The sequence below is a fragment of the Dyella humi genome (genome assembly GCF_044904605.1).
Taxonomy (GTDB): Bacteria; Pseudomonadota; Gammaproteobacteria; order Xanthomonadales; family Rhodanobacteraceae; genus Dyella_B; species Dyella_B humi.
Window position 1 is genome coordinate 787,421 of sequence record NZ_JADIKI010000022.1, and the last position, 21,187, is coordinate 808,607.

The 21,187-nt window shown below is 60.0% G+C and carries 17 protein-coding genes; 7 read left to right on the forward strand and 10 right to left on the reverse strand.

The window, feature by feature from the left end; all coding sequences use genetic code 11:
• Nucleotides 1-7: 7 nt before the first annotated feature.
• Together ISP18_RS08455 and ISP18_RS08460 are read right to left on the reverse strand one after the other, a co-directional pair.
• Complete coding sequence (locus ISP18_RS08455) at nt 8-1,279, reverse strand: efflux RND transporter periplasmic adaptor subunit (protein WP_380009425.1); 1,272 nt, start codon at nt 1,277-1,279, stop codon at nt 8-10.
• A gap of 407 nt (nt 1,280-1,686) precedes the next feature.
• Nucleotides 1,687-2,562, reverse strand: coding sequence for a DMT family transporter (locus ISP18_RS08460; RefSeq protein ID WP_380009428.1), 876 nt, complete (start codon nt 2,560-2,562; stop codon nt 1,687-1,689).
• A gap of 225 nt (nt 2,563-2,787) precedes the next feature.
• Between ISP18_RS08460 and ISP18_RS08465 the strand changes: the two genes are divergently transcribed.
• From ISP18_RS08465 to ISP18_RS08485, 5 genes are all read left to right on the forward strand, one after another.
• A complete protein-coding gene (locus ISP18_RS08465; RefSeq protein WP_380009431.1) occupies nt 2,788-3,066 on the forward strand; it encodes a hypothetical protein in 279 nt (92 codons plus the stop codon).
• A gap of 90 nt (nt 3,067-3,156) precedes the next feature.
• Entirely contained in the window at nt 3,157-4,326 is a 1,170-nt protein-coding gene (locus ISP18_RS08470) for an acyl-CoA dehydrogenase family protein (RefSeq protein ID WP_380009434.1), read from the forward strand.
• 188 nt (nt 4,327-4,514) lie between these two features.
• Nucleotides 4,515-5,057 carry a GNAT family N-acetyltransferase gene (locus ISP18_RS08475; RefSeq protein WP_380009437.1) on the forward strand — a complete coding sequence of 181 codons (543 nt, stop codon included), beginning with the start codon at nt 4,515-4,517 and terminating at the stop codon, nt 5,055-5,057.
• Nucleotides 5,054-5,521 (forward strand): nucleotidyltransferase family protein, encoded by a 468-nt coding sequence (locus ISP18_RS08480; RefSeq protein ID WP_380009440.1) that lies wholly within the window; start codon nt 5,054-5,056, stop codon nt 5,519-5,521. Before ISP18_RS08475 ends, ISP18_RS08480 begins: the two co-directional genes overlap by 4 nt.
• A gap of 39 nt (nt 5,522-5,560) precedes the next feature.
• Nucleotides 5,561-7,831: a thiamine pyrophosphate-dependent enzyme gene (locus tag ISP18_RS08485; RefSeq protein WP_380009443.1), complete on the forward strand. Its 2,271-nt coding sequence runs from the start codon at nt 5,561-5,563 to the stop codon at nt 7,829-7,831.
• Nucleotides 7,832-7,927: 96 nt separating this feature from the next.
• Here ISP18_RS08485 and ISP18_RS08490 read toward each other — a convergent pair whose 3' ends face one another.
• Nucleotides 7,928-9,631, reverse strand: coding sequence for a sensor domain-containing diguanylate cyclase (locus ISP18_RS08490; protein WP_380009446.1), 1,704 nt, complete (start codon nt 9,629-9,631; stop codon nt 7,928-7,930).
• A gap of 375 nt (nt 9,632-10,006) precedes the next feature.
• Between ISP18_RS08490 and ISP18_RS08495 the strand changes: the two genes are divergently transcribed.
• Nucleotides 10,007-10,564 (forward strand): NADPH-dependent FMN reductase, encoded by a 558-nt coding sequence (locus tag ISP18_RS08495; protein WP_380009449.1) that lies wholly within the window; start codon nt 10,007-10,009, stop codon nt 10,562-10,564.
• A gap of 67 nt (nt 10,565-10,631) precedes the next feature.
• Here the strand turns inward: ISP18_RS08495 and ppk1 are convergent, their stop codons facing one another.
• Both ppk1 and ISP18_RS08505 read right to left on the reverse strand, forming a co-directional pair.
• A complete protein-coding gene (ppk1, locus tag ISP18_RS08500; protein WP_380010985.1) occupies nt 10,632-12,761 on the reverse strand; it encodes a polyphosphate kinase 1 in 2,130 nt (709 codons plus the stop codon).
• 145 nt (nt 12,762-12,906) lie between these two features.
• A complete protein-coding gene (locus ISP18_RS08505) occupies nt 12,907-13,692 on the reverse strand; it encodes an AraC family transcriptional regulator (protein ID WP_380009452.1) in 786 nt (261 codons plus the stop codon).
• Between the two features lie 132 nt (nt 13,693-13,824).
• Between ISP18_RS08505 and ISP18_RS08510 the strand changes: the two genes are divergently transcribed.
• Entirely contained in the window at nt 13,825-15,039 is a 1,215-nt protein-coding gene (locus tag ISP18_RS08510; protein WP_380009455.1) for an MFS transporter, read from the forward strand.
• A gap of 470 nt (nt 15,040-15,509) precedes the next feature.
• Here ISP18_RS08510 and ISP18_RS08515 read toward each other — a convergent pair whose 3' ends face one another.
• The 5 genes from ISP18_RS08515 to ISP18_RS08535 form a co-directional block, all read right to left on the reverse strand.
• Nucleotides 15,510-16,544 carry a peptidoglycan-binding protein gene (locus ISP18_RS08515; RefSeq protein WP_380009458.1) on the reverse strand — a complete coding sequence of 345 codons (1,035 nt, stop codon included), beginning with the start codon at nt 16,542-16,544 and terminating at the stop codon, nt 15,510-15,512.
• Nucleotides 16,545-16,573: 29 nt separating this feature from the next.
• Complete coding sequence (locus ISP18_RS08520; RefSeq protein ID WP_380009461.1) at nt 16,574-17,263, reverse strand: hypothetical protein; 690 nt, start codon at nt 17,261-17,263, stop codon at nt 16,574-16,576.
• 28 nt (nt 17,264-17,291) lie between these two features.
• A complete protein-coding gene (locus ISP18_RS08525; RefSeq protein ID WP_380009464.1) occupies nt 17,292-17,894 on the reverse strand; it encodes a hypothetical protein in 603 nt (200 codons plus the stop codon).
• 280 nt (nt 17,895-18,174) lie between these two features.
• The gene (locus ISP18_RS08530; RefSeq protein WP_380009467.1) at nt 18,175-18,348 is read right to left on the reverse strand and encodes an antitoxin PaaA2 family protein; all 174 of its coding nucleotides are present in this window, start codon (nt 18,346-18,348) and stop codon (nt 18,175-18,177) included.
• Between the two features lie 14 nt (nt 18,349-18,362).
• Nucleotides 18,363-21,074: a M16 family metallopeptidase gene (locus ISP18_RS08535; RefSeq protein ID WP_380009470.1), complete on the reverse strand. Its 2,712-nt coding sequence runs from the start codon at nt 21,072-21,074 to the stop codon at nt 18,363-18,365.
• Nucleotides 21,075-21,187: the final 113 nt, after the last annotated feature.

A 21,187-nucleotide genomic window follows, 5' to 3' on the forward strand; every position in this document is an offset into this window, starting at 1 on the left:
CTGCTCGTCACGATGCGGAAGAAGTGGAGCCGGCATCCGCACCGGCACTGTGCTTCCTTTTTCCACTCCCATGCGGCGCCCCGGCCGTAGAAGAAGATGCCGGTGCACCCGCGCTGCCGGCGGCGGCAGGACGTGCCTGCGCGATGCGGATCTTTGCACCGTCGCTCAGGCGATCCGTGCCGTCCGTCACCACGGTCTGTCCGATGGAAAGACCGGAGAGAATGGCCGTGTATTTACCGTTGCTCGGCCCCAGCGTCACCTTTTGCACCGAGACCGTGTCGTCGGCATTCACCAGAAATACGTAATCACCGGGTGCGCCGGTCTGCACGGCCGGCGTGGGCACCAGCACGGCGTTGTGCAGCGTATCCACCAGCAATTGCACGTTGACGAATTCGTTCGGGTAAAGTTTTTCGTCGTCGTTGGGGAAACTTGCGCGCAGCGTTACCGTGCCGGTGCTGGTGGCCATCTGATTGCTGACGGCATACAGCGTACCGGTGGCGACCTGTTTGGAGTTGTCGCTGTTGTACAGCGTCACCGGCAGTTTCGCGCCGCCGTTGACGCGATCAAGCACCTTGCTCAGCGAATTCTGCGGCACGGTGAACTGCGCAGTGGTGGGCTTCATCGTGGTGATCACCACGATGCCGGTTGAGCTGGACGGCGTGACGTAATTGCCGGGGTCGACCAGACGCAGGCCGACGCGGCCATCGACCGGCGCGATGATGTGGCAATAGGCAAGATCGAGATCGAACTGGGCAATGTTCGCCTTGTCCGCCTTCACCGCCGCTTCGGATTGCTCGACCAGGAATTTCTGGTCCATGTATGTTTGTTCGGCGATCGATTTTTTCTGGTAGAGCTGCGTGTAGCGGGCGAGGTCGGTACGCGCTTGATCGAGCGTGGCCTGATCCTTCGCCAACTGCGCCTCAGCCTGCTGCTTGCTGATCTGGTATTGGCGCGGATCGATCTGGGCTAGGAACTGCCCTTTCTTCACGTCCTGGCCTTCCTGGTAGCCCACTTCGGTGAGATAGCCGCTCAACTGTGGCAGCACCGTGACAGTGGCTAGGGGTGTGACCGTGCCGAGCGAATTGATGATCTCCGGCATGTCGCCCTGATGCGCGGCGGCGACGCTCACTACCTGGGCCGGAACGCCGTTTTTGGCGGGTGTCCTGTTGAGGAGGTGGAATACCACAATGGCGATGACTGCTATGACGATCGCCACCGCGATCCACACGCCACGCCGTTTGCGAGAGTATCCGGCTGTTCGCGGGGTATCCGCACTCATAACCATCTCCAAATACCCGCTCCCGAGTCTACAGGAGCGCTTTCAGTTGTCGAAACGTAATCGCCGGCAGGTCCGGGCGATAGACGGCCGTCAGCACGACGATCGGAACAATCTTTAACGGTCTGCCGCGCACATGGTTGACATGCATTTGCACGATCCCATTCACGGTCAATGAATCACAGTCAATGAATTAACGGATTAGCACAAAGGGCCTTTCGGCTCTGTTGATCGGGTGGATGTTGTGGTACGGCATGCATACGAGATGCGATGGCAGCACTTGATGAAATTACATGTTGCCGCTTAGGTGGAACTTAACCGCGTAGGCTGGGATGCTAATCCCAGCATTGCTATACGCATGAAAGCTGGGATTGGCATCCCAGCCTACGCGCGATAAGACGCGCGATGCATCAGACGATCTTCTGCCGCCTCCACCACGGCGTCACTTTCTCTTCGCGCACCAGCGTGAACAGACCGGCACCCAGAATCATCACGATGCCGATCAGCATTGGCCAATCAAGCTTGTCGCCGAACAGCCAGTAACCCAGACCGATAGCCCATAGCATCTGGCTGTATTGCGTAGGCGCCACGCGGTTGGCGGGCGCGATCAAAGTGGCATACATCAGCAACACGCCGGCCAGCGCGGCGAGCAAGCCGTAGCCAGCAAGTAGCCCCCATTCGTGCAGGTTCGGCCAGCGAAAATGCGGCAGCATCAACAGGCCGCCGATAATGAGCGGCCCCATCACGCCTGCGCCATACAGGCTGATGCGTTTTTCGTGCGGACCGGCCATGCGCAGCGCTACTACCGACGCCGCGGCGAACAGGCCGCACACCAGTCCTGCGATATCGCCCACGCCCAGCGCGCGAAAGCCCGGCCGCAGCACCACCAGCACGCCGGCAAAGCCCACCACCACCGCTGACCAGCGTCGCCAGCCGACGTGTTCCTTCAGGAACAGCACCGACAGGATGGTCACGAAGATCGGCATCAGGAAGATCATGGTGAACACTTCGGCCATCGGCAGCAGAGTGAATGCCGTCACTGAAGCGATATTGCCGACAGCTCCCGCCGCCGCGCGCACCCACCATAAAGACGGACGTTGCGCAGTCACCACGTCACGCCAGCGATCGCCCTTGCCCATGATGAAGGGCAGGGCGGCGAGTCCGAACACCGCGCCAAAGAACACCGATTCATAAGGCGGCACCGAGCCGTGCAGCGATTTCACGAACGCATCGCTGATCGCATAGGCCGCGAAGCTGGCGAAGCCGAGAAGGATACCTTTGATCATGCGAATTCCGGTGGGAAGCGGCAGGGCGCGGCATCCGACAGGCGGATGTACGGGCACCTCTCGTTATCCCGATGCTGCCAGGACCGGAGACTCCCTGCGATGTGCGTATGCAGCATACCGTGGAAGCCTGGAATGACAAGGTTGCCAGGGCTTTTCGTGGCCGGATTCTTGGGGTATTCCGCGTGCATTGCAGATGAGGCGAGCATCGCCTGTCTGCATTAGGCGATGAAGCGCGCCATCGGCGTGCGCGTGCGGCAGGGAAGCGGCGTGTGGGATATCTACCTGCAGCGCGAAATCATCCTTGCCGCAAGCGCCGTGGGCAGGCAAAAAATCCTGCAGCTTTCCGACGTGTGTGACAAGGCGTTGCTGGACCAACACAGTATTGAGACGCTACATCATTTTCCCGCGATCGCCGCCAACCTGCAGCTCTACTTCAAGCCGCGCCGGCCTATCAGCTGCTGCGCGGTATGGGTTCCTCGCCCCGGCGTCATAAGCCTGGCTTGAGGCTGACAGGCTGCTGTTGCACCCCGGCATGACCGCCATCCGACCCGACGGCTACAATGTAGGGCTTCCCCGACTGTTCCCGGATTCCCTATGGCAGCCCGCTTGAACCCTCTCGATCTATACGACGTCCGTTCCCTGCTCACCGACGAGGAGCGCATGGTGCAGGACACCGTGGGTCGTTTCGTGGACGAAAAAGTGCTGCCGATCATCGGCGACTGCTTCGATCAGGGCCGTTTCCCTGCGGAGCTGGTCCCGGAAATCGCCAACCTTGGCCTGCTCGGCGCCACCATTCCGGAAAAATACGGTTGCGCCGGCATGAACGGCGTCAGCTATGGCCTGATCTGCCAGGAACTGGAGCGCGGTGATTCTGGCCTGCGCAGCTTCGCTTCCGTGCAGAGCTCGCTGTGCATGTACCCCATCTACGCCTACGGCAACGAAGAGCAGAAGATGCAGTACCTACCGAAGATGGCGGCAGGCGAGATCATCGGCTGCTTCGGCCTGACCGAGCCGCACGGTGGTTCTGATCCCGCCAACATGAAGACCAACGCCAAGAAGGACGGCGGCGATTGGGTCATCAATGGCGCCAAGATGTGGATCACCAACGGCAATATCGCGCACATCGCCATCGTGTGGGCGCAGACCGAGGACGGCATCCAGGGCTTTATCGTGCCCACCGACACCAAAGGCTTCACCGCGCAAGAAGTGCACAAGAAGATGAGCCTGCGCGCCTCCGTCACTTCCGCGTTGTTTTTTGACAACGTGCGCGTGCCCGATGCACAGCGACTGCCGAACGTGAAGGGCTTGAAGGGCCCGCTCGGCTGCCTGACGCAGGCGCGCTACGGCATCACCTGGGGACCGATCGGCGCCGCGCAGGCGTGCCTGAAGGAAGCGCTCGATTACACACAGGAGCGCGTGCTGTTCGGCCGCCCACTGGCATCGAACCAGGCGATCCAGTTGAAGCTGGCCGACATGGCCCGCCGCATCACCATGGCGCAGTTGCTCTCGCTACAGCTCGGCCGCCTGAAGGATGCCGGCAAGATGGAACCCACCCAGGTGTCGCTGGCGAAGTGGAACAACGTGCGCATGGCGATCGACATTGCGCGCGAATGCCGCGACGTGCTCGGCGGCGCCGGCATCACGGTAGAGCACTCGGCGATTCGTCATGCGCTGAATCTGGAATCAGTGATCACCTATGAAGGTACCGAGACGGTGCATCAGCTGGTTGTGGGACGCGAGTTGACGGGTATCAACGCATTCTGACGTGATCCGACTTAGTGAATCCCTCTCCCTCCGGGAGAGGGTGCCGACAGGCGGGTGAGGGTTCGACCGGAGCGTGGGATGAAGTCTTGCGAAAGTTGCCAGCATCGCGCTTCGTTCGAACCCTCACCCCAACCCCTCTCCCGGGGGGAGAGGGGCTCGGTTCCAGGCGAGGCAAAAAGGATTCCAACGTGTCGATCCACGATATCCGCATCATCGAAACCGAACGCCTGATCCTGCGTCCGCCGATCCGCGAGGACTTCGACGCGTACGCCGCGAACATGGCCGATCCCGAAGCCGCGCATTTCATCGGCGGCGTGCAGTCGCGCGCGGTGGCATGGCGTGGATTCCTTACGCTGGCCGGCGCGTGGATGATCCAGGGCTTTTCCATGTTCTCGGTGATCGAGAAAACCACCGGTCGCTGGGTCGGACGCCTCGGCCCTTGGCAACCGGAAGGCTGGCCGGGCACCGAAGTGGGTTGGGGTCTGGCGCGCGAAGCCTGGGGCAAGGGCTACGCCTACGAAGGTGCTGCTGCGGCCGTCGATTGGGCCTTCGAGCATCTGGGATGGACCGACGTGATCCACTCCATCAACTCCGACAACCTGCCGTCGATCGCGCTGGCCAAGCGATTAGGGTCGCAGTTCCTGCGCCATTCAAGGCTGCCGGAACCTTACCAAGACGTCACCGTTGAAATCTGGGGCCAGACGCGGGAAGCATGGTTGCGCGGCAAATGATGCAACTCAGCCCGGCATTGCACGATGTGATGGCGGCCAGTGTGCCGTTGCTGCAAACGCATTGTCGCGATCAGTGGGTGGTGATCGGCAGTGCTGCATGCGCGCTGGCCGGCGCCGCAGTGGAAGTCGCCGATCTGGATTTGCTGACCAGCGCAGCGGATGCCGAGCGCCTTATGGGTTTGTGGCCGTCACAGTTGGATACCTCGTATACGCCCGCGGGCGCCGATCGTTTCCGCTCGCGTTTCGCGCGCTTCCAATTTCCCAGCATGTCGCTTGAAGTCATGGGCGACCTTGAACTGCATGATGCCGACGGCTGGCGCGCGGTGCGCGTGAACGACGTTGTGCACGTCAACGTTGCAAACATCGCGGTACCGATTCCATCCCGCGCTGAACAGATTCGCATCCTTGAAAGTTTCGGTCGCCCCAAGGATCTGGCGCGTGCCGAACTGCTGCGCGCCTTGTAGACCGCATGCCAACCGATCATCGTAGAGAACTTCGCCATCATGTCCGCTACTCCCATCGCCGCCCGCCACAAGGGCTTCAACCGCGCCGAAATCGTCGACCAGAACTTCACCGAGTTCGTGCAGCTCTGGCAGGGCGACGTGCACGCCAGGCCGCGCGACAACGAATCTGTGCTGCCGGGTAGCGTGCTCGATGCACGGGGATTTCGCGAGCTGCTGGAATCGCAACTGATCTCGCGCCACCTCGACCTGATGGCGCGCGTGCTGCGCGTGCAGAACAAGGTGTTCTACACCATCGGCAGTTCCGGCCACGAAGGCAACGCGATGGTGGCGCGACTTACGCGCCATACCGATCCGGCCTTCTTGCATTATCGTTCCGGCGGTTTCATGGCCGAGCGCTTCCGCAAGTTGCCGGGCATGGATCCGGTGATGGATTCGGCTTTGTCGTTCGCCGCCAGCAAGGAGGATCCCGCTTCCGGTGGTCGCCACAAGGTATGGGGCAGCAAGCCGCTGTGGGTGTTGCCGCAAACGTCGACCATCGCTTCGCATTTGCCGAAAGCGCTGGGCACAGCCGTCGCCATCGAGCAGGCGCGCCGCATCGGCCATGCTTTGCCTATTCCGAACGACGCCATCGCCATTTGCTCGTTCGGCGATGCATCCAGCAATCACGCCACAGCGCAGACGGCCTTCAACGCCGCGGCCTGGACGGCGTATCAAAAGCTGCCCGCACCGGTGCTGTTCGTGTGCGAAGACAACGGCATCGGCATCTCGGTAAAAACGCCCAGCGGTTGGGTGGCGAACAACTTCCAGCATCGCCGCGATCTGGATTATTTCTTCGCCGACGGCTTGGACTTGGCAAGCGGCTACGAGCAAGTGCAGCGCGCGGTGAATCATTGCCGTGAAACGCGCCGCCCCACCTTCCTGCATCTGAAGACCACGCGCATCATGGGCCACGCCGGCACCGATTTCGAAATCGAGTGGCGCAGCATCGAGGAACTGGTTGCGGTAGAAGCGTCCGATCCACTGTTGCGCTCGGCTGCCATTGCATTGGAATCGGGCCTCTACACGAAGGACGAACTGCTGGCATTGAACGAAGCCATCCGTCAGCGCTGTTTCGCCGCCGCGGAAGACGCCGATCGCCGTCCTAGGCTACAAACGCTGGACGAAGTCATGGCGCCGCTCGCGCCTTACACACCCGATCAGGTGAAAGCGGAAGCCGGACGCGCCGATTACCACGACAAGCGCGTGGCGGTATTCGGCGGCGAAGACAAGCTTCCGGAGAAACAACCGCCTCGTCATTTGGCCATCCAGATCAATCAGGCCTTGCATGACCTGCTGGCGAAGTATCCCGAATCGCTGCTCTTTGGTGAGGACGTGGCGCAGAAGGGCGGCGTGTACACCGTCACCAAAGGCCTGAATAAAGTGTTCAAGGGCAACCGCGTGTTCAACACGCTGCTCGATGAAACGATCATCCTCGGGCTCGCGCAGGGCTATGCCAACATGGGCATGCTGCCGATTCCGGAGATCCAATACCTGGCGTATTTTCACAACGCCTGCGACCAGATCCGCGGAGAAGCGGCATCGCTGCAATTCTTCTCCAACGGCCAGTACCGCAATCCGCTGGTAATGCGCGTGGCCTCGCTCGGCTATCAGCGCGGCTTCGGCGGCCATTTTCACAATGACAATTCAATCACGGCACTGCGCGACATTCCCGGCCTCGTGGTGGGCTGCCCCAGCCGCGGCGACGATGCAGCCACCATGCTGCGTACGATGATGGCACTGGCGAAGGTGGATGGTCGCGTATGCGCTTACCTCGAGCCGATCGCGCTGTACATGACCAAGGATCTTTATGAGGCCGGCGACGGGCAGTGGCAGTTCGCCTATCCCGCACTCGGCGAAGCGATGTCGCTGGGCGAAGGCCGCATCTACAACGCGGACGCCGACGACCTGGTGATCTTCACCTTCGGCAACGGCGTGCCGATGGCATTGCGTTCGGCACGCACCATCGAGAAGGAACTGGGCTGGAACGTGCGAGTGGTCGACCTGCGCTGGCTGGCACCGCTCAACGATGCCTTCATCGCTGAACAGGCCAAGAGCGCCAAGCACATCCTCGTGCTGGACGAAGGCCGCAAGAGCGCGGGCGTGGGCGAGGGCGTGATCACCGCCATCGTCGAAGCCGGTTTCGGCAGCACGCCGCTGGAGCGCGTGGTGGGTGCGGATACGTATACACCGCTAGCGGGCGCCGCGTTCCTGGTGTTGCCGGGCGATGCGGACGTGGTGGCGGCAGCGAAGAAACTTGCTGGCCGCAAATAACAGGGCGCTATCTAATCGTAAGCTGGGATGACAATCCCAGCATTGCGGAAAAGCCGCTGGGATTTGCATCCCAGCCTACGCATCGCTCCAACGTTCTTACTCCGAGCCTTTCCTTGGCGGAGAGAACGGATGACGCGTGGAATACTCCGCTCGCCGCTCATACGCATGCACCTGATTGCGTCCATGCAGCTTCACGTAATACATCGCCTGATCCGCGCGTTCGATCATCGTCTCCAGCGTGTCGCCCATGCTGCGCATGGCCAGGCCGATGCTTACGCTCAGCCGCAGATCGTCCAGGTTCACCGGGATTTCGAGCCGGTGCACGCGCCGGCATAGCCGCGTGGCGACCTGCATGGCCTGTTCCTGGTTCACGTCGTGGAGCATGGCGACGAATTCCTCGCCACCGTAGCGACCTAGCAGATCGGTGGGACGCAGTTCGCTGCTCAGCATCTCGGCCACGGCGACGAGCGCACGATCGCCGGCGGCGTGACCCTGCAGATCGTTGAGCAGCTTGAAATGATCCAGATCCAGAAACAGCAGAGCGATGGAGCGCTCCGAGTTGGGCGTGCTCAGCATGCGGTTGGCCGCTTCGGTCCACGCGCGCCGGTTGAGAATGTTGGTCAATGCATCGCGATCGGCTAGCACGCGCACACTGTCGCGGTCGCGCCGCATCGTGAGTGCGCGATCGGCCAGGCCCAGAGACAGCACGATGGCTTCGAACGCACCCATGGCAATGCTTGCGTCATTGAGCCAGTCCATGTTTTGCAGGGCGCCGGTGGTCTGCGCACTGGTCATGGCGGTGAGCACGAGTAGCGGTGTCCAGCCAGTGAGAAAGAACCAAGCCTGGCGTGATCCGCGTGCCCCGGTCACCAACGCGGTGAACAGCAACAATAGGGCGCCGAGGATCAGCACCGGATTGACCAGCGTCTGCGCCATCACCACCAGCTCGGCAATGCCGGAACAGCGCAGCAGCACAATCAGCGGCATGGCAAAACCCAACGCCACCACCGGTACGCGCAGTGCCGGCGCGTAATGCTGGATGTCGCAGAAGCGGCTGATGAACAGCGCCGCGAACGATACCGACAGCGCTACCGCCGAGGCACCCACCAGCACTTCCGATCCGGCCAGCCAGCTCAAGCCCAACGGATGGAACAGAAAGCCGGTTTCCACGCCTTGCACGACCACGTAGCAAAGCATGTAGCCGGTGTACCAGGCGAAGGTCACGTCGCGCAGCATGATGGCGAAGCAAAGGGCCATCAGCGCCATCGCCACCATGATGGCGAAGCACGCCGTCGCGAACGTCAGCCAGTTGGAATCTTCCCGCAGAAAATCATCCAGGCCCTGCAACTCGAAGCGCTCGGGCGCGGTCAGGGTATCGCTGGGTTCGAACTTCAACAGGATCGGCGTCGACAGTGGCTTGCCGTCGGCGAGCCGGAACGCTAGCCGGCCATGCCCGTGGAAATCACCTTCGAAGTCGTCCATGGCAAGTGTGCGGATCGGACCCTGCTCGCCGTAAAGCGTGACTGACCCCATGGGGGCCGGGTAGATCGAGAGTACGTGCTCTTCTCCCGCATTGTCCGCCGTCGGCTGCAATACTACCCAGCTGCCCAGGGCATCGCGCGGGAAACGCTTCAGCAACGCGGGATTGAAGGCTTTGAACGCCCCCTGCCGGAATGCGGCCATGACTGACGCAGGCGTGTCTCCCCGTGTCGCTTCGCGCCACGCCCCACGAAGTGGCGTGTGCGTGTCGGCCAGAACAAGGGACAGCCATAGCAGGCAAATCACCAGAAGAGCGGCCACGAGCCACCTTCGCCCCGAACCTGGTTTGAGCAAGGACTCCCCCAACACCTCAACCCCCGAATCCTTGAAGCGGTCCTGCATTTACGCTTCCCTTTTATGCCGGATGCCGCTGCAGCCATGGCAGGCGTTCTGACGACCTGCTGCTTTCCTTGGCCTTGCGGACGATGACCGACTCCCCTGATGGAACGGTACCGCCATTGAGACGTACTGTCGCCCCATAAAACGTTGATCGACTGTCATGCAGGACGCGTGCCAGTCCTCAGGACCCATCCCGATGCAATTTTTCACATCCGATTACGCGCTATCGGGGCATGTTGCCAGCATCTGCGATTGACGCGCGACCGGGCGCATCGATGACGGCTTGAGGAGATCGACATGACGGCAATCAAGGTGGCGGTACTGGTGGGCAGCCTGCGCAAGGACTCCTTCAACCGCAAACTGGCCAAGGCGGTAGAGAAGCTGGCGCCTTCGGAGCTGTCGTTCGAGCATGTGCGTATCGATAACTTGCCGCTGTACAACCAGGATTTCGACAGCGACTACCCGCCGGTATGTCAGCAGCTGAAGGCGCGAATCAAGGCAGCCGATGCCTTGTTGTTCGTCACGCCCGAATACAACCGCTCGGTTCCCGGCGTGCTAAAAAATGCCATCGACATCGCCTCACGTCCGTACGGCACGAGCGCATTTGCCAACAAGCCGGGCGCGGTGATCGGCATTTCGGTGGCTGCCACGGGCACGGCCATGGCGCAGCAGCATCTGCGCAACATCCTGGCTTATCTGGACGTGCCGCTAATGGGGCAGCCGGAGGTGTTCGTTAAATACAGCGATGGATTGATCGACGACGAAGGCAATATTGGCGTCGACAGCACGAAGAAGTTTTTGCAGGGGTTCGTCGATCGTTACATGGAGTGGGTGAAGCGGCACGTGCACGGCTGACATATGACTTCACAGCCGCCATTCCTGCGATAGCGGGAATGGCGGCCATGTAATCTCACGGCGATAATCAAGGCGCCGCAGGCGCTCCCACACCGCAATGCTTCTCCAGCAACTGCTGCTGCACGTCGTGCGCCGCTTGCCCCTCGGCTGGCAGTAGGTGTGAATAGCTGCCGTCCGCTTGCAATTCCCAGGTCGTGGTGTTGTCGGCGAGGTACAGATCCAGCTCCTTGCGGATGCGCAGGCGCAATTTCTTGTCCTCGATCGGGAAGCCGGTTTCCACGCGGCGGTCCAGATTGCGCTCCATCATGTCGGCACTGGCCAGGTACATGCGTTCCTCGCCGTCGTTGGCGAACCAGTACACGCGGCTGTGTTCCAGGAAACGGCCGACGATCGAGCGCACGCGGATATTCTGCGAAACGCCCGCAATGCCAGGCCGCAGGCAGCACATACCGCGTACCAGCAGATCCACCTTTACGCCAGCGATGCTGGCCTTGTAGAGCGCGCGGATCATCTTCGCGTCGGTCAGCGCGTTGATCTTGATGATCATGTGCGCCGGCTTGCCGGCTTCGGCATGCGCGGTTTCGCGCGCGATCATGTCGAGCAGCGATTTCTTCAGCGTGAACGGCGCATGCAGCAGCTTCTTCATTTTCAGCAGCTTGCCCATGCCGGTGAGCTGGCTGAACATCTTGTGCACGTCTTCGCACAGCGCCGGATCGGAAGTGAGCAGGCTGTAGTCGGTGTACAGGCGCGCGTTGCCGCTGTGGTAGTTGCCGGTGCCCAGGTGCGCATAGCGCTGCAGTTTCTGGCCTTCGCGACGCTGGATCAGGATCATCTTAGCGTGCGTTTTCACGTCGACTACGCCGTAGATCACCACTGCGCCGGCCTGTTGCAGGCGCTGGGCCAAACTGAGATTGGACTCCTCGTCGAAGCGCGCGCGCAATTCCACTACCGCGATCACTTCCTTGCCGGCGCGCGCGGCTTCCACCAGCGCGTCCACGATTTCGGAAGTAGCGCCGGTGCGGTACAGCGTTTGCTCGATGGTGAGCACGGCCGGGTCCTTGGCCGCTTGGCGCACCAGATCCACTACCGGCGCGAACGATTCATAGGGATGCAGCAACAGCACGTCCTGCTTGCCGATCACCTGGAACAGGTCTTCGGCCTTCTTCAATGCCTTGGGTATGGCCGGCACAAACGGCGGATATTGCAGGTGAGGGCTCTGGCTGCGATTGATGATACCGAATAGGCGTGTGAGGTTCACCGGCCCGTTGACTTCGTACAGCTCTGCTTCGGTCAGGCCGAACTGCTTGAGCAGGTAATCGGTAAGTTTCTTCGGGCAGTTGTCCGCCACTTCCAGGCGCACAGCATCACCGAACCGGCGCGAGGACAGTTCGCCGCGCAACGCGCGGGCGAGATCGTCCATTTCTTCCGGGTCGATGGTGAGGTCGGCGTTGCGGGTGAGGCGGAACTGATAGCAGCCGAGCACTTGCATACCGGGGAAGAGTTCTTCCGCATGCGCATGGATGATTGAGGACAGTAGAACGTAGTTTTCACCGCCTTCGCAGACGTCGTCGGGCAGGCGCATGATGCGCGGAAGCACACGCGGCGCGGGCAGAATGGCCAGACCCGAGTCGCGCCCGAACGCGTCCACGCCTTCCAGTTCGACGATGAAGTTGAGGCTCTTGTTGACCAGCAACGGGAACGGATGGGTTGGGTCCAACCCGATCGGCGTCATCATCGGCGCCACTTCCTGGCGGAAATAGCGCTGTACCCAGCGCTTCTGCGCCGGCGTCCAGTTTTCGCGGCGCACGATGCGGATGCCGTGACGATCCAGCTCCGGCAACAGGCGCTCGTTGAGAATGGAGTACTGGCGTGCGATCTGGCGGTGCGCGATCTCGCTGATTTCCGTCAGCGCCTGCTTGGGTGGAATACCATCCGGCCCAACGATTTCGTGCCCGAACGCAAGTTGGCTCTTCAGGCCTGCCACGCGGATCTCGAAGAACTCATCCATGTTGCTGGAAAAGATCAGCAGGAATTTCAGGCGCTCCAGCAGCGGCGTGCGCTCGTCCAGCGCCTGCTCCAGCACGCGGTTGTTGAACTGCAACTGCGACAGTTCACGATGGATGTAGTGCGCCTTGTCGTTGAGATCGACGACTGGTGGCGCTTCGACCTCGGCTATGACTGTACTGGCAGCGGACATGGCATCTTCATCGTTGCGTTTGCTCATCGATACATCTATCCGGTGAATGTCGTTGCGCGACGACCTGGTCGTCGAGTGTGCCACGCTGCTGACATGGTGCGACTGCGCGTTGACATAGATATGACATCGATCGCGGAATCACTTGTCATGGAGCATTCCTGGCCATCAGGTAGTGACTGGGAGAAGCCCCCAGCGTACGCCGAAACGCCGCGGTAAACGCGCTGGCGCTGCTATAGCCGAGCTCCATCGCGACGCGCGTCACGGGTTGCCCACGGCCAAGCCGCGCCAATGCGGCGAGCAGGCAGGCCTGCTGGCGCCAATGGCTGAAGCTCATGCCGGTCTGCTCACGGAACAGGCGGGTAAAGCTGCGACGGCTCATATCAGCCTTGCGGGCCATCGTATCGATGTCCACGTCCAGCGAGGGTGATGCGAGTAGCGCGCGGCACAGGCTTGCTAGCCTGGGTTCCTGCGGCAGCGGCGTGCTGAGGGGCAGGGACGGCATGCGGGCGATCTCGGCCACGAGCAGGCGTATCAGATCATCGTCACGGCTACCGAGCGCGTATTCGGCGGGTAGGTCCACCGCCTCGGAAAGCAGCGCATGAAGCAGGGGCGAAACGCTGATTACCGTGCAATGCACAGGCAGGCCTGCCTGCTTCGCGACCTCGGGCAGCACGTAAGCGCTGCGCGTGCTGGTGAAGCCACCCATATGCACCGCGTGCGTCGCTCCGGCGGGAATCCATAGCGCACGATAAGGCGGCACCACCCAACTTCCCTCGCTGGTGGTGACGGTAAGCACGCCGGTGACGGCATACAGGCATTGCCCGCGTTTGTGCGTGTGAGCGGGCAGCGTCATGCCCGCGGCGTAGTCGTTGCCGGTGGCGACCACGTCGCGCGGTGTGTCTTCGTAACCAATAACTCGAGTGTTTCGCATGCCGCGTCTTCAGTTTGGCCCAGTTTCGACAGAAGTTGACCCAATAGTGCATGCAGGCCGCAGAAAGCTACTTTAAGGTGCCTCCTGCAGCCTATCAATTCCGCCATCGTCCCCACCCCCAAAGACAAGGCTATGCAGAACTCTGCCGAATCGGTTTCTCTGCCGTCGACCTCGCCGCGTACGGATTACACCATCCTGGGCGCGATCAGCTTTTCCCATCTGCTCAACGACATGATCCAGTCGTTGATTCTTGCGATCTATCCCATCCTCAAGAGCGGCTTTCACCTGAGCTTCGGCCAAGTGGGCCTGATCACGCTTACGTACCAGGTGACGGCTTCATTGCTGCAGCCGCTGGTCGGCATGGTCACTGATCGCAAACCGATGCCATATTCCTTGCCGGTGGGCATGGGCTTCACACTGTGCGGATTGTTGCTGCTGGCCACCGCGCCGAATTTTGCGGTGCTGCTAGTGGCGGCCGCGCTGGTCGGTACCGGCTCTTCCGTGTTCCATCCGGAATCCTCGCGCGTGGCGCGACTGGCCTCGGGCGGGCAGCACGGCTTGGCGCAATCGTTGTTTCAGGTGGGCGGCAATACGGGTTCTTCGCTCGGGCCGCTGCTGGCGGCGTGGATTATCGTGCCGCATGGGCGCGGCAGCGTGGCGTGGTTCTCGCTCGCGGCCTTGCTGGCGATGGTGGTGCTGCTGCAAGTGGGGCGTTGGTATCAACTTCATCACGTCAGCCGCAGCACAACCGTGCGTCACGTGCCGGGCGAAATGCTGAGCCGCAACAAGGTGATTGCGTGCCTGGTTGTGCTGGGCCTGCTGATCTTCTCCAAGTATTTCTACCTCGCCAGCATCAGCAGCTATTTCACGTTCTACCTGATCCACACCTTCGGCCTGTCGGTGCAGGCCGCGCAGATGCATCTGTTCGTGTTCCTGTTCGCAGTGGCGGCCGGTTCGCTAATCGGCGGTCCGGTGGGTGACAGGGTGGGACGCAAGTGGGTGATCTGGATCTCGATCCTCGGCGTCGCGCCGTTCACGCTGGCCTTGCCGCACGCCAGCCTGTTCTGGACCAGCGTGCTATCTGTACTGATCGGCCTGATTCTGTCCTCGGCGTTCTCGGCGATCTTGGTCTATGCGCAGGAATTGATTCCAGGGCGCGTGGGCATGATCTCCGGCCTGTTCTTCGGCTTCGCGTTCGGCATGGGCGGCATCGGTGCCGCGGTGCTCGGGCGCGTGGCGGATGCGCAGGGCATCGACTACGTGTATTCGCTGTGCGCGTATTTGCCGTTGATCGGCGTGCTCGCGGTGTTTTTGCCGGATTTGGAGAAGGGGCGTGCTAAGCGTTGAGCTTTTGGTGGCGCCACTGTTTTCTTGCCTTCCGTAGGAATTCCCACGAATACCGGAAGCGGCTCCATCGACGGATTCCCGAGCATGTCCCGGACCTAATCCAGGGAAGGGCTGGGATATTTGCCTCAAACTGTCCCACAAGTGCTCATGTTCAACGGTGGGCAAAAAGGTTTATCTCCTGGGACTACCCATGACTGGCCCGCTCTGTTGCTGGGCCATCTGCGTATCGAGTTGCGCTTGTTGCGCTAATTGGAAGTCGAACGCTTGCACTTGCTGCACCGTCTGCTGGAGTGGCGGCGCCGGGATCGTGTTATCCACCATCGCATGAGGCCATGGGCCATCCGATGCGAGCACAATTCCCTGCTTGCCAATGTGGATGTCGCCCAAACGTCCTGGCTTGATTCCTACTATGTGGCATGCCGCCGTCATTTGTGCCAGACGGTTCTCGGAAGCCTCGGGGATGCGTTCTTTCAATTCGGCGTATAGGCCGTGATCGGGGTGACGTGGGTCGGCAAAGGGGTTACGTACTTGTGCACCAGTCTCGGGTAAAGCGCGCGGTCGAGGATCGCGTTGTGCTGGAGCATGATTGATGCTGTTGTCAAATCGCGCTGAGGGCTGTCCTCCAGCTCCGCCGTCAACGCGGGAATGCCACTGCGCAACTGGCGCTGGCCGTGAAGAGCTTCAAGTGTGTTCTTGCCGACGATGCCGTCGACGATCAAGCCGTGATCACTCTGGAACGCACGGACGGCGGCCTCGGTATTGCGGCCGAAATGCCCATCCGGCTGTAAAGCCTGGCCTCGGTTGTCGATGTAGCCGAGTACAGTCAGCTCGGCTTGCAGAGCGCTGACGGCTTCACCGAGAGCGCCTTGTTTTAGCGCGCCTTCACGGCCCGACTGCACACTTGGCGCATCCGGAACATAGCCGCTTACAAGTTTGGCTTCCCATGCAATTGCAGCGGCCTTTCGTTCTGCCAATCCCTTTTCACCACCATTTATGTCATGAGTCGCGCCCGTAACGTCTCTCTGATGTCCATTAGCTACAACCTTGGATTTCCAATAATAAATCGCAATTTGGGCCGCGTTCTCGTGTGCTGAGGCAAGCTCAGGGTAGTTCACAAGATCAATGCCAAGTGCTTTTCCTACTTTGGTATATTCTTCACGGCCAGTGAGCTGGACATATCCGCGGCCATGATACTTCCACCCATCACCCGGCTCCGTATTGCCAAGATGCTCCCTTCCCCAACTGCCGCCATAAATGGCATCGGCAACAGCCTCGGGACCTTTTGAGGCGATTTCATTGGCCTTGTCAAGATCGGTTATTCCATTACGATTGGAAAAGTGTTTGATTAGCCCATCGCCTGAATAGTGCAAGTTTTCGTTCATGCTCTTGAAGCTGGCAGACTCTATTTGCATCTGGCCCATAAAATTAGCAAGCTCATCCGCATCTTCAATGCCATTGCTCATGGCGGCCCGTAGCAAATAGTCTGAATTTTCGTTCGAGGTCATGATTTGATCTTTTGGTATTTATTTGAGTATCAATTCACGCTAGGTAGGCCGTGGCTATCAATATCTTCGTCGCGATCGAGTTTCGTTGAGGCATTAAAGACAGTGTCATCGTCGCTTTCCGTTATCGATCCTTTTGAGCATCTGAGATCTGATAGCGCGCGGGTGTCGCCAGACCTTTGCACTAGAACTCCGCCGGTATCAAAGCTGGTACCTGAAATTAAGTAAGTAATGTATTTGTATCCATCTTTTGTAAACGAATATGCGGTTCCACCTGTCGCGCCGGCATAAGAAAGATGGGACCTATGCAACACTTCATTCTCGTCGCCCGATGCTGGATAGGTGAGTTCGGGCACGGGGGGATAACCGAAGGAGTAATAGAAACGTTTTTGTCCTGCGCGATCGGCCATGCATACTGAAACCACTTTTTTTGTTTTATCCAAAGAGCATGAAAAAACAACTTTGTCCGGCTTAGAGCACATTGTTGCCTCCGGCAAAGGAGTGATCTTGGGGTCGTGCGAAGCAGATGCGTTTGCCGACACTTTCGATGAACTGCTTTGCGATGCTTTCGGCTCCAAACTTTGGCCATTCGGCCCTGAATCGGCAGCGCCGCATGACGGCGATGAAATACACAAGACGAGTAAGGAAATACACTGAAGCGATTTCATAATGTTCCTCACATTGGCGCCGCGCGAAATCAGTTCCAACAATGGATTGCTCATGTGACCTCCTTTTCGTATGAGCTGTTATCTACTGGGCTGCCGTCGGCGTAACCGTCAATCCGGTGACACCTAGTTGTGAATCTTTTTCGTGAACGCTCCAGCCAGTAGTATCCCCATAGGTACCGACCTCCATAGTCTGGTTCGTACTTGCATTGTGAAAGTGCATCAGACAATACCCATCGACACTACATTCACTCAATTCAGGCATTTGGTCACACACCTTGCAGTCCTGCAAATTGGGATGTGCCGTGCACAGCGTTTTGTAGTCATCGCCAGCCACATTGGCCTTGCAATGCTTGTTCACCGCGGGCGTCCAGCCATGCGCTAGAACCGCTCTGCGGAGATAGGCGTAATCCATGCCTGATTCCAACACCCCGTCGGGCACGCCCGGTACATTCAATGGCCTGCGACTCTCGATGGCACTACGCGCAGCATCTCCGGATGGTGGGTTGGTGTTGGGGGGCTTCTGAGTTGCCTCATGATTTTTCGGCAAGTTTTCCGTGGCAACCGTTACCGTCTGATCGACCTGGGATGGACTAGTCGATGGCAAGCTATCAGCTGTGCATGCTGCTACCGAAAGAGAACAAAGCAAGCACATTGCAAAATTGCGGATGAATTCGGCACTTTTCATAGTGCAAGCAGCCTTTTTTCCTCACTCATTCAAATCTCCATCGAAGCTCTAGCTCCGATGGATTGTCATAAAGGAACGGTGAGGCAGGTGTCATCGAACAGCTTTGTTGTTCGACGGCCATGTTCTAGAGATGCGTATTCCTTTCCCTACAATTTGACTAGCGCATCCAGTTCAACGGTTGTCCTGATTAGGGTCGAAATCGACTGCACCACGTTTTGCGCCCTCCCCGCATGCATTTGCAAACAGGGAGGGGCTGGTTCCATATGCTGCCGAGCAATATTCAGGAATTGGTGCGACGCTTCTTGTCGATTAATACCTGCGCTTCATTCATGACACGAATATGCGGATGTGCTGGCCGCGCATCTGCAAGCGCTTCCTGCACCTTGTGCAGAAACCAAGCCTCATAAGCGTCCGTTGCAACCGGCAAGGCATTTTCTCCATCGTTGGAATGCATTGGTTTCTCCTTGATCAATGCTTTAGAGGCGGCGGTCCCTGCACCACCTGCATCAGGTTCTCCGGCTTCAGATACTTCTTGAACGCCGCTTGCACCTGCGCAGGCGTCAGCGTGAGGTAGTGCTTGGCGGCCACCATCGGCTGATCGAGTGGTTCGCCGTGCCATGCCCAGTCGAGCAGCGAACGCGAAATGCTATTGATGCTGGAGACACCTACTGGGATGGAGCGGATCTCGTACTGGCGCGCGTTTTCCAATTCTTCCTGCTTGATCGGCTTGGTCTGCATGTCGATCAGGTTCTGGCGCACCAGGGCGTCGACGGGCGACACCTTGTCCGGATCGCTGCCGTACTGCACGAAGAAGATCGAGCGCGAGCGGTCGAAGTGTATGCCGGAACCCGCGCCGTACGCATAACCGTGCTTCACGCGGATGTCCGCCATCAGACGCGAAGCGAAACCGTTGCCGCCCAGCACGTTGTTGCCCAATTGCAAGGCGTAGCGATCCGGGTTGTGCATGTTGAGTTCGAGCATCTGCCCCATCAGCACCTGATCTTGCGAGGCGTAGGGGTTGTTGATCACTACGTAGCCGGTGGGATTCACGGGCGCCGGCTTGGAGATCACGTCCGGCTTTGCGCCTTCCGCTTTCCACTGGCCGAAGTAGCGCTGCACCGTGGCCTTGGCCTGCTCGGGCGTGACGTCGCCGACCACCACGATAGTGGTGAGGTCGGGGCGATAGGTCTTGGCGTGATAGTTCTTGACGTCCTGCGGGGTGAGCGCGTTGATCGATTCGGGCGTAGGCAGGCGCAGATCCGGATCGCCCGCGGGCAGCAGGCCGGCGCGCAGCGCCTTCATCATCTTGTACTGCGGCGATTGCATTTCACCGGCAAGCGCACGCGCCAGCGTTTCTTGCTGCACGTCGAAGCCTTCCTTGGGCAGGGCAGGGTGCAGCTCGTTGTCGGCCAACAACTGCACCGCGCGATCGAACTGGTTGCTGAGCGCGGCCACACCGAAATCGGTGCCGCCGTTCTCGGTGGCGGAGATATCGTCAAGCGCCTTGTGGAAGGCATCGCGATCCAGCGTGGTGCTGCCGTAGTCGAACAGCGAGTCGAGCAGGCGCGCCACGCCATCCTTGCCAGCCGGTTCCTGCAGCTTGGGGTTGTTGTCGATGTGACCCACTACGGTGATGGTCTTGCTGATGTTGGACGGCTGCACGATCAGGCGGATGCCGTTGTCGAGCTTCATGTCCACCGGCGCCAGTGTCCAGTGCGGCATCTCCAGTTTGCTCAGCTTGTCCGCGGCCCATTCGGGCAGCGGTCCGTCTAGCCGCTCGTCGCGGTTGAACGATTCGGAACCGCCGAAGCCGCCGCTGTCCGGCGGACGCTTGCCGTTCTCGTCGGGAGTGAGCACTACCGTTACACGTTCGCTCGACTTCAGGTATTGCCGTGCCACGCGGTTCACGTCGTCTACGGTGACTTGGCGGATCTGTTCTTCGGCTTCTTCCGGCGAGTTCAATCCCATCCACGCAATGGCTTGCGACCACGCGCTGGCGAGCGTCACCGCGCTGTTCTTGTTGAATTCGGCCTGCGCGATTTCGGATCGCTTCGATGCCTCGACCAAATCCGCAGGCACGCCGTTCTTGAGGAGATCATCGATGACACCATCCAGATCGGCCTGCGCTTTCTTCGCATCGCCACCCTTGGGAAAAGCCACTTCGATCACACCGATGCCGCCGTAGCTGAAAGGTTGCAGCTGCGCGTTGGCGTTGAGCACCTTGCCCTGCACCGCAAGCGCGGAAAGCGAGCTGCGCGCATTGGTGAGCACATCCAGCAGCACCTGCGCGGCGGCGTTGTCCTTGTCCATCATGCCCGGCATGCGATACATGAACTGCACGGCACCGGTGCCACGCGGTGTGGTGGAGGCGATCGTTTCCGATTTCACCGGTTGCAGTTTCACCGGCACGTGTTCGGGTGGCTTGCGCGCGGGAAGCTTGCCGAACAGTTGCTGCACTTTCGCCAGCGTCTGTTGCGGGTCCACGTCGCCTACGATTACCAGTAGGGCGTTGTTGGGCGTGTACCAGTCCTGATAGAACTTCTGCAGGTCTGCGGCGGTGGTCTTGTCGAATGAAGGACGTGTGCCGAGCGGATCGTCCGCATAACCGGTGCCCGCGTACAGAATGCGCTCGGCTTTCTGGAAGGCGAGAAATTCCGGTTCGGAGATGTCACGCGATACTTCCTGTTCGATTGCACCGCGTTCGCGTTCCCAATCCTGCTGGGTGAGCAGCGCGCCGTTCATGCGCGTCGATTCGATGCGCAACAGGAGATCCAGATAATTCGACGGCGCCACGAAGTAGAACTGCGTGGCGTCGTTGGTGGTGAAGGCGTTGTTGTCGGCGCCCATCTTGCCGGTCATCTCGTTGAGCTGGGCGCCGGTCATGCCTTTGCTGTCGCGGAACATCATGTGTTCCAGCGCGTGCGCGGTGCCGGGAAGGCCCTCCGGCGTCTGATAGCCGCCGGCGAGATAGGTGATCTGCGTGGTAACCATCGGCGAAAGCGTTTCGCGCACGATTACCACGCGCATGCCGTTGTCGAGGGAGGTTCGCAGCACGTTGCTGTCGTTGGCGACGGCCTTGGACGTGGCAGGTGCATCGGCGCGGGCGGGAAGGCCGGCGGTTGCCAGGCCCAGGCCCAGCAGCAGGCTCCATGTCAGTGTCTTCAAAGGGCTCGACATCATGTTCGGGTTCCTTGGGCTTTAGGCAACAATAGACTGCAGGATGTTGCCATAGTGCCTGCCTTGGCCTAAGTGCCGGAAGAGACACGCGCGTGGCGGCTGAAGACAGGGTATCG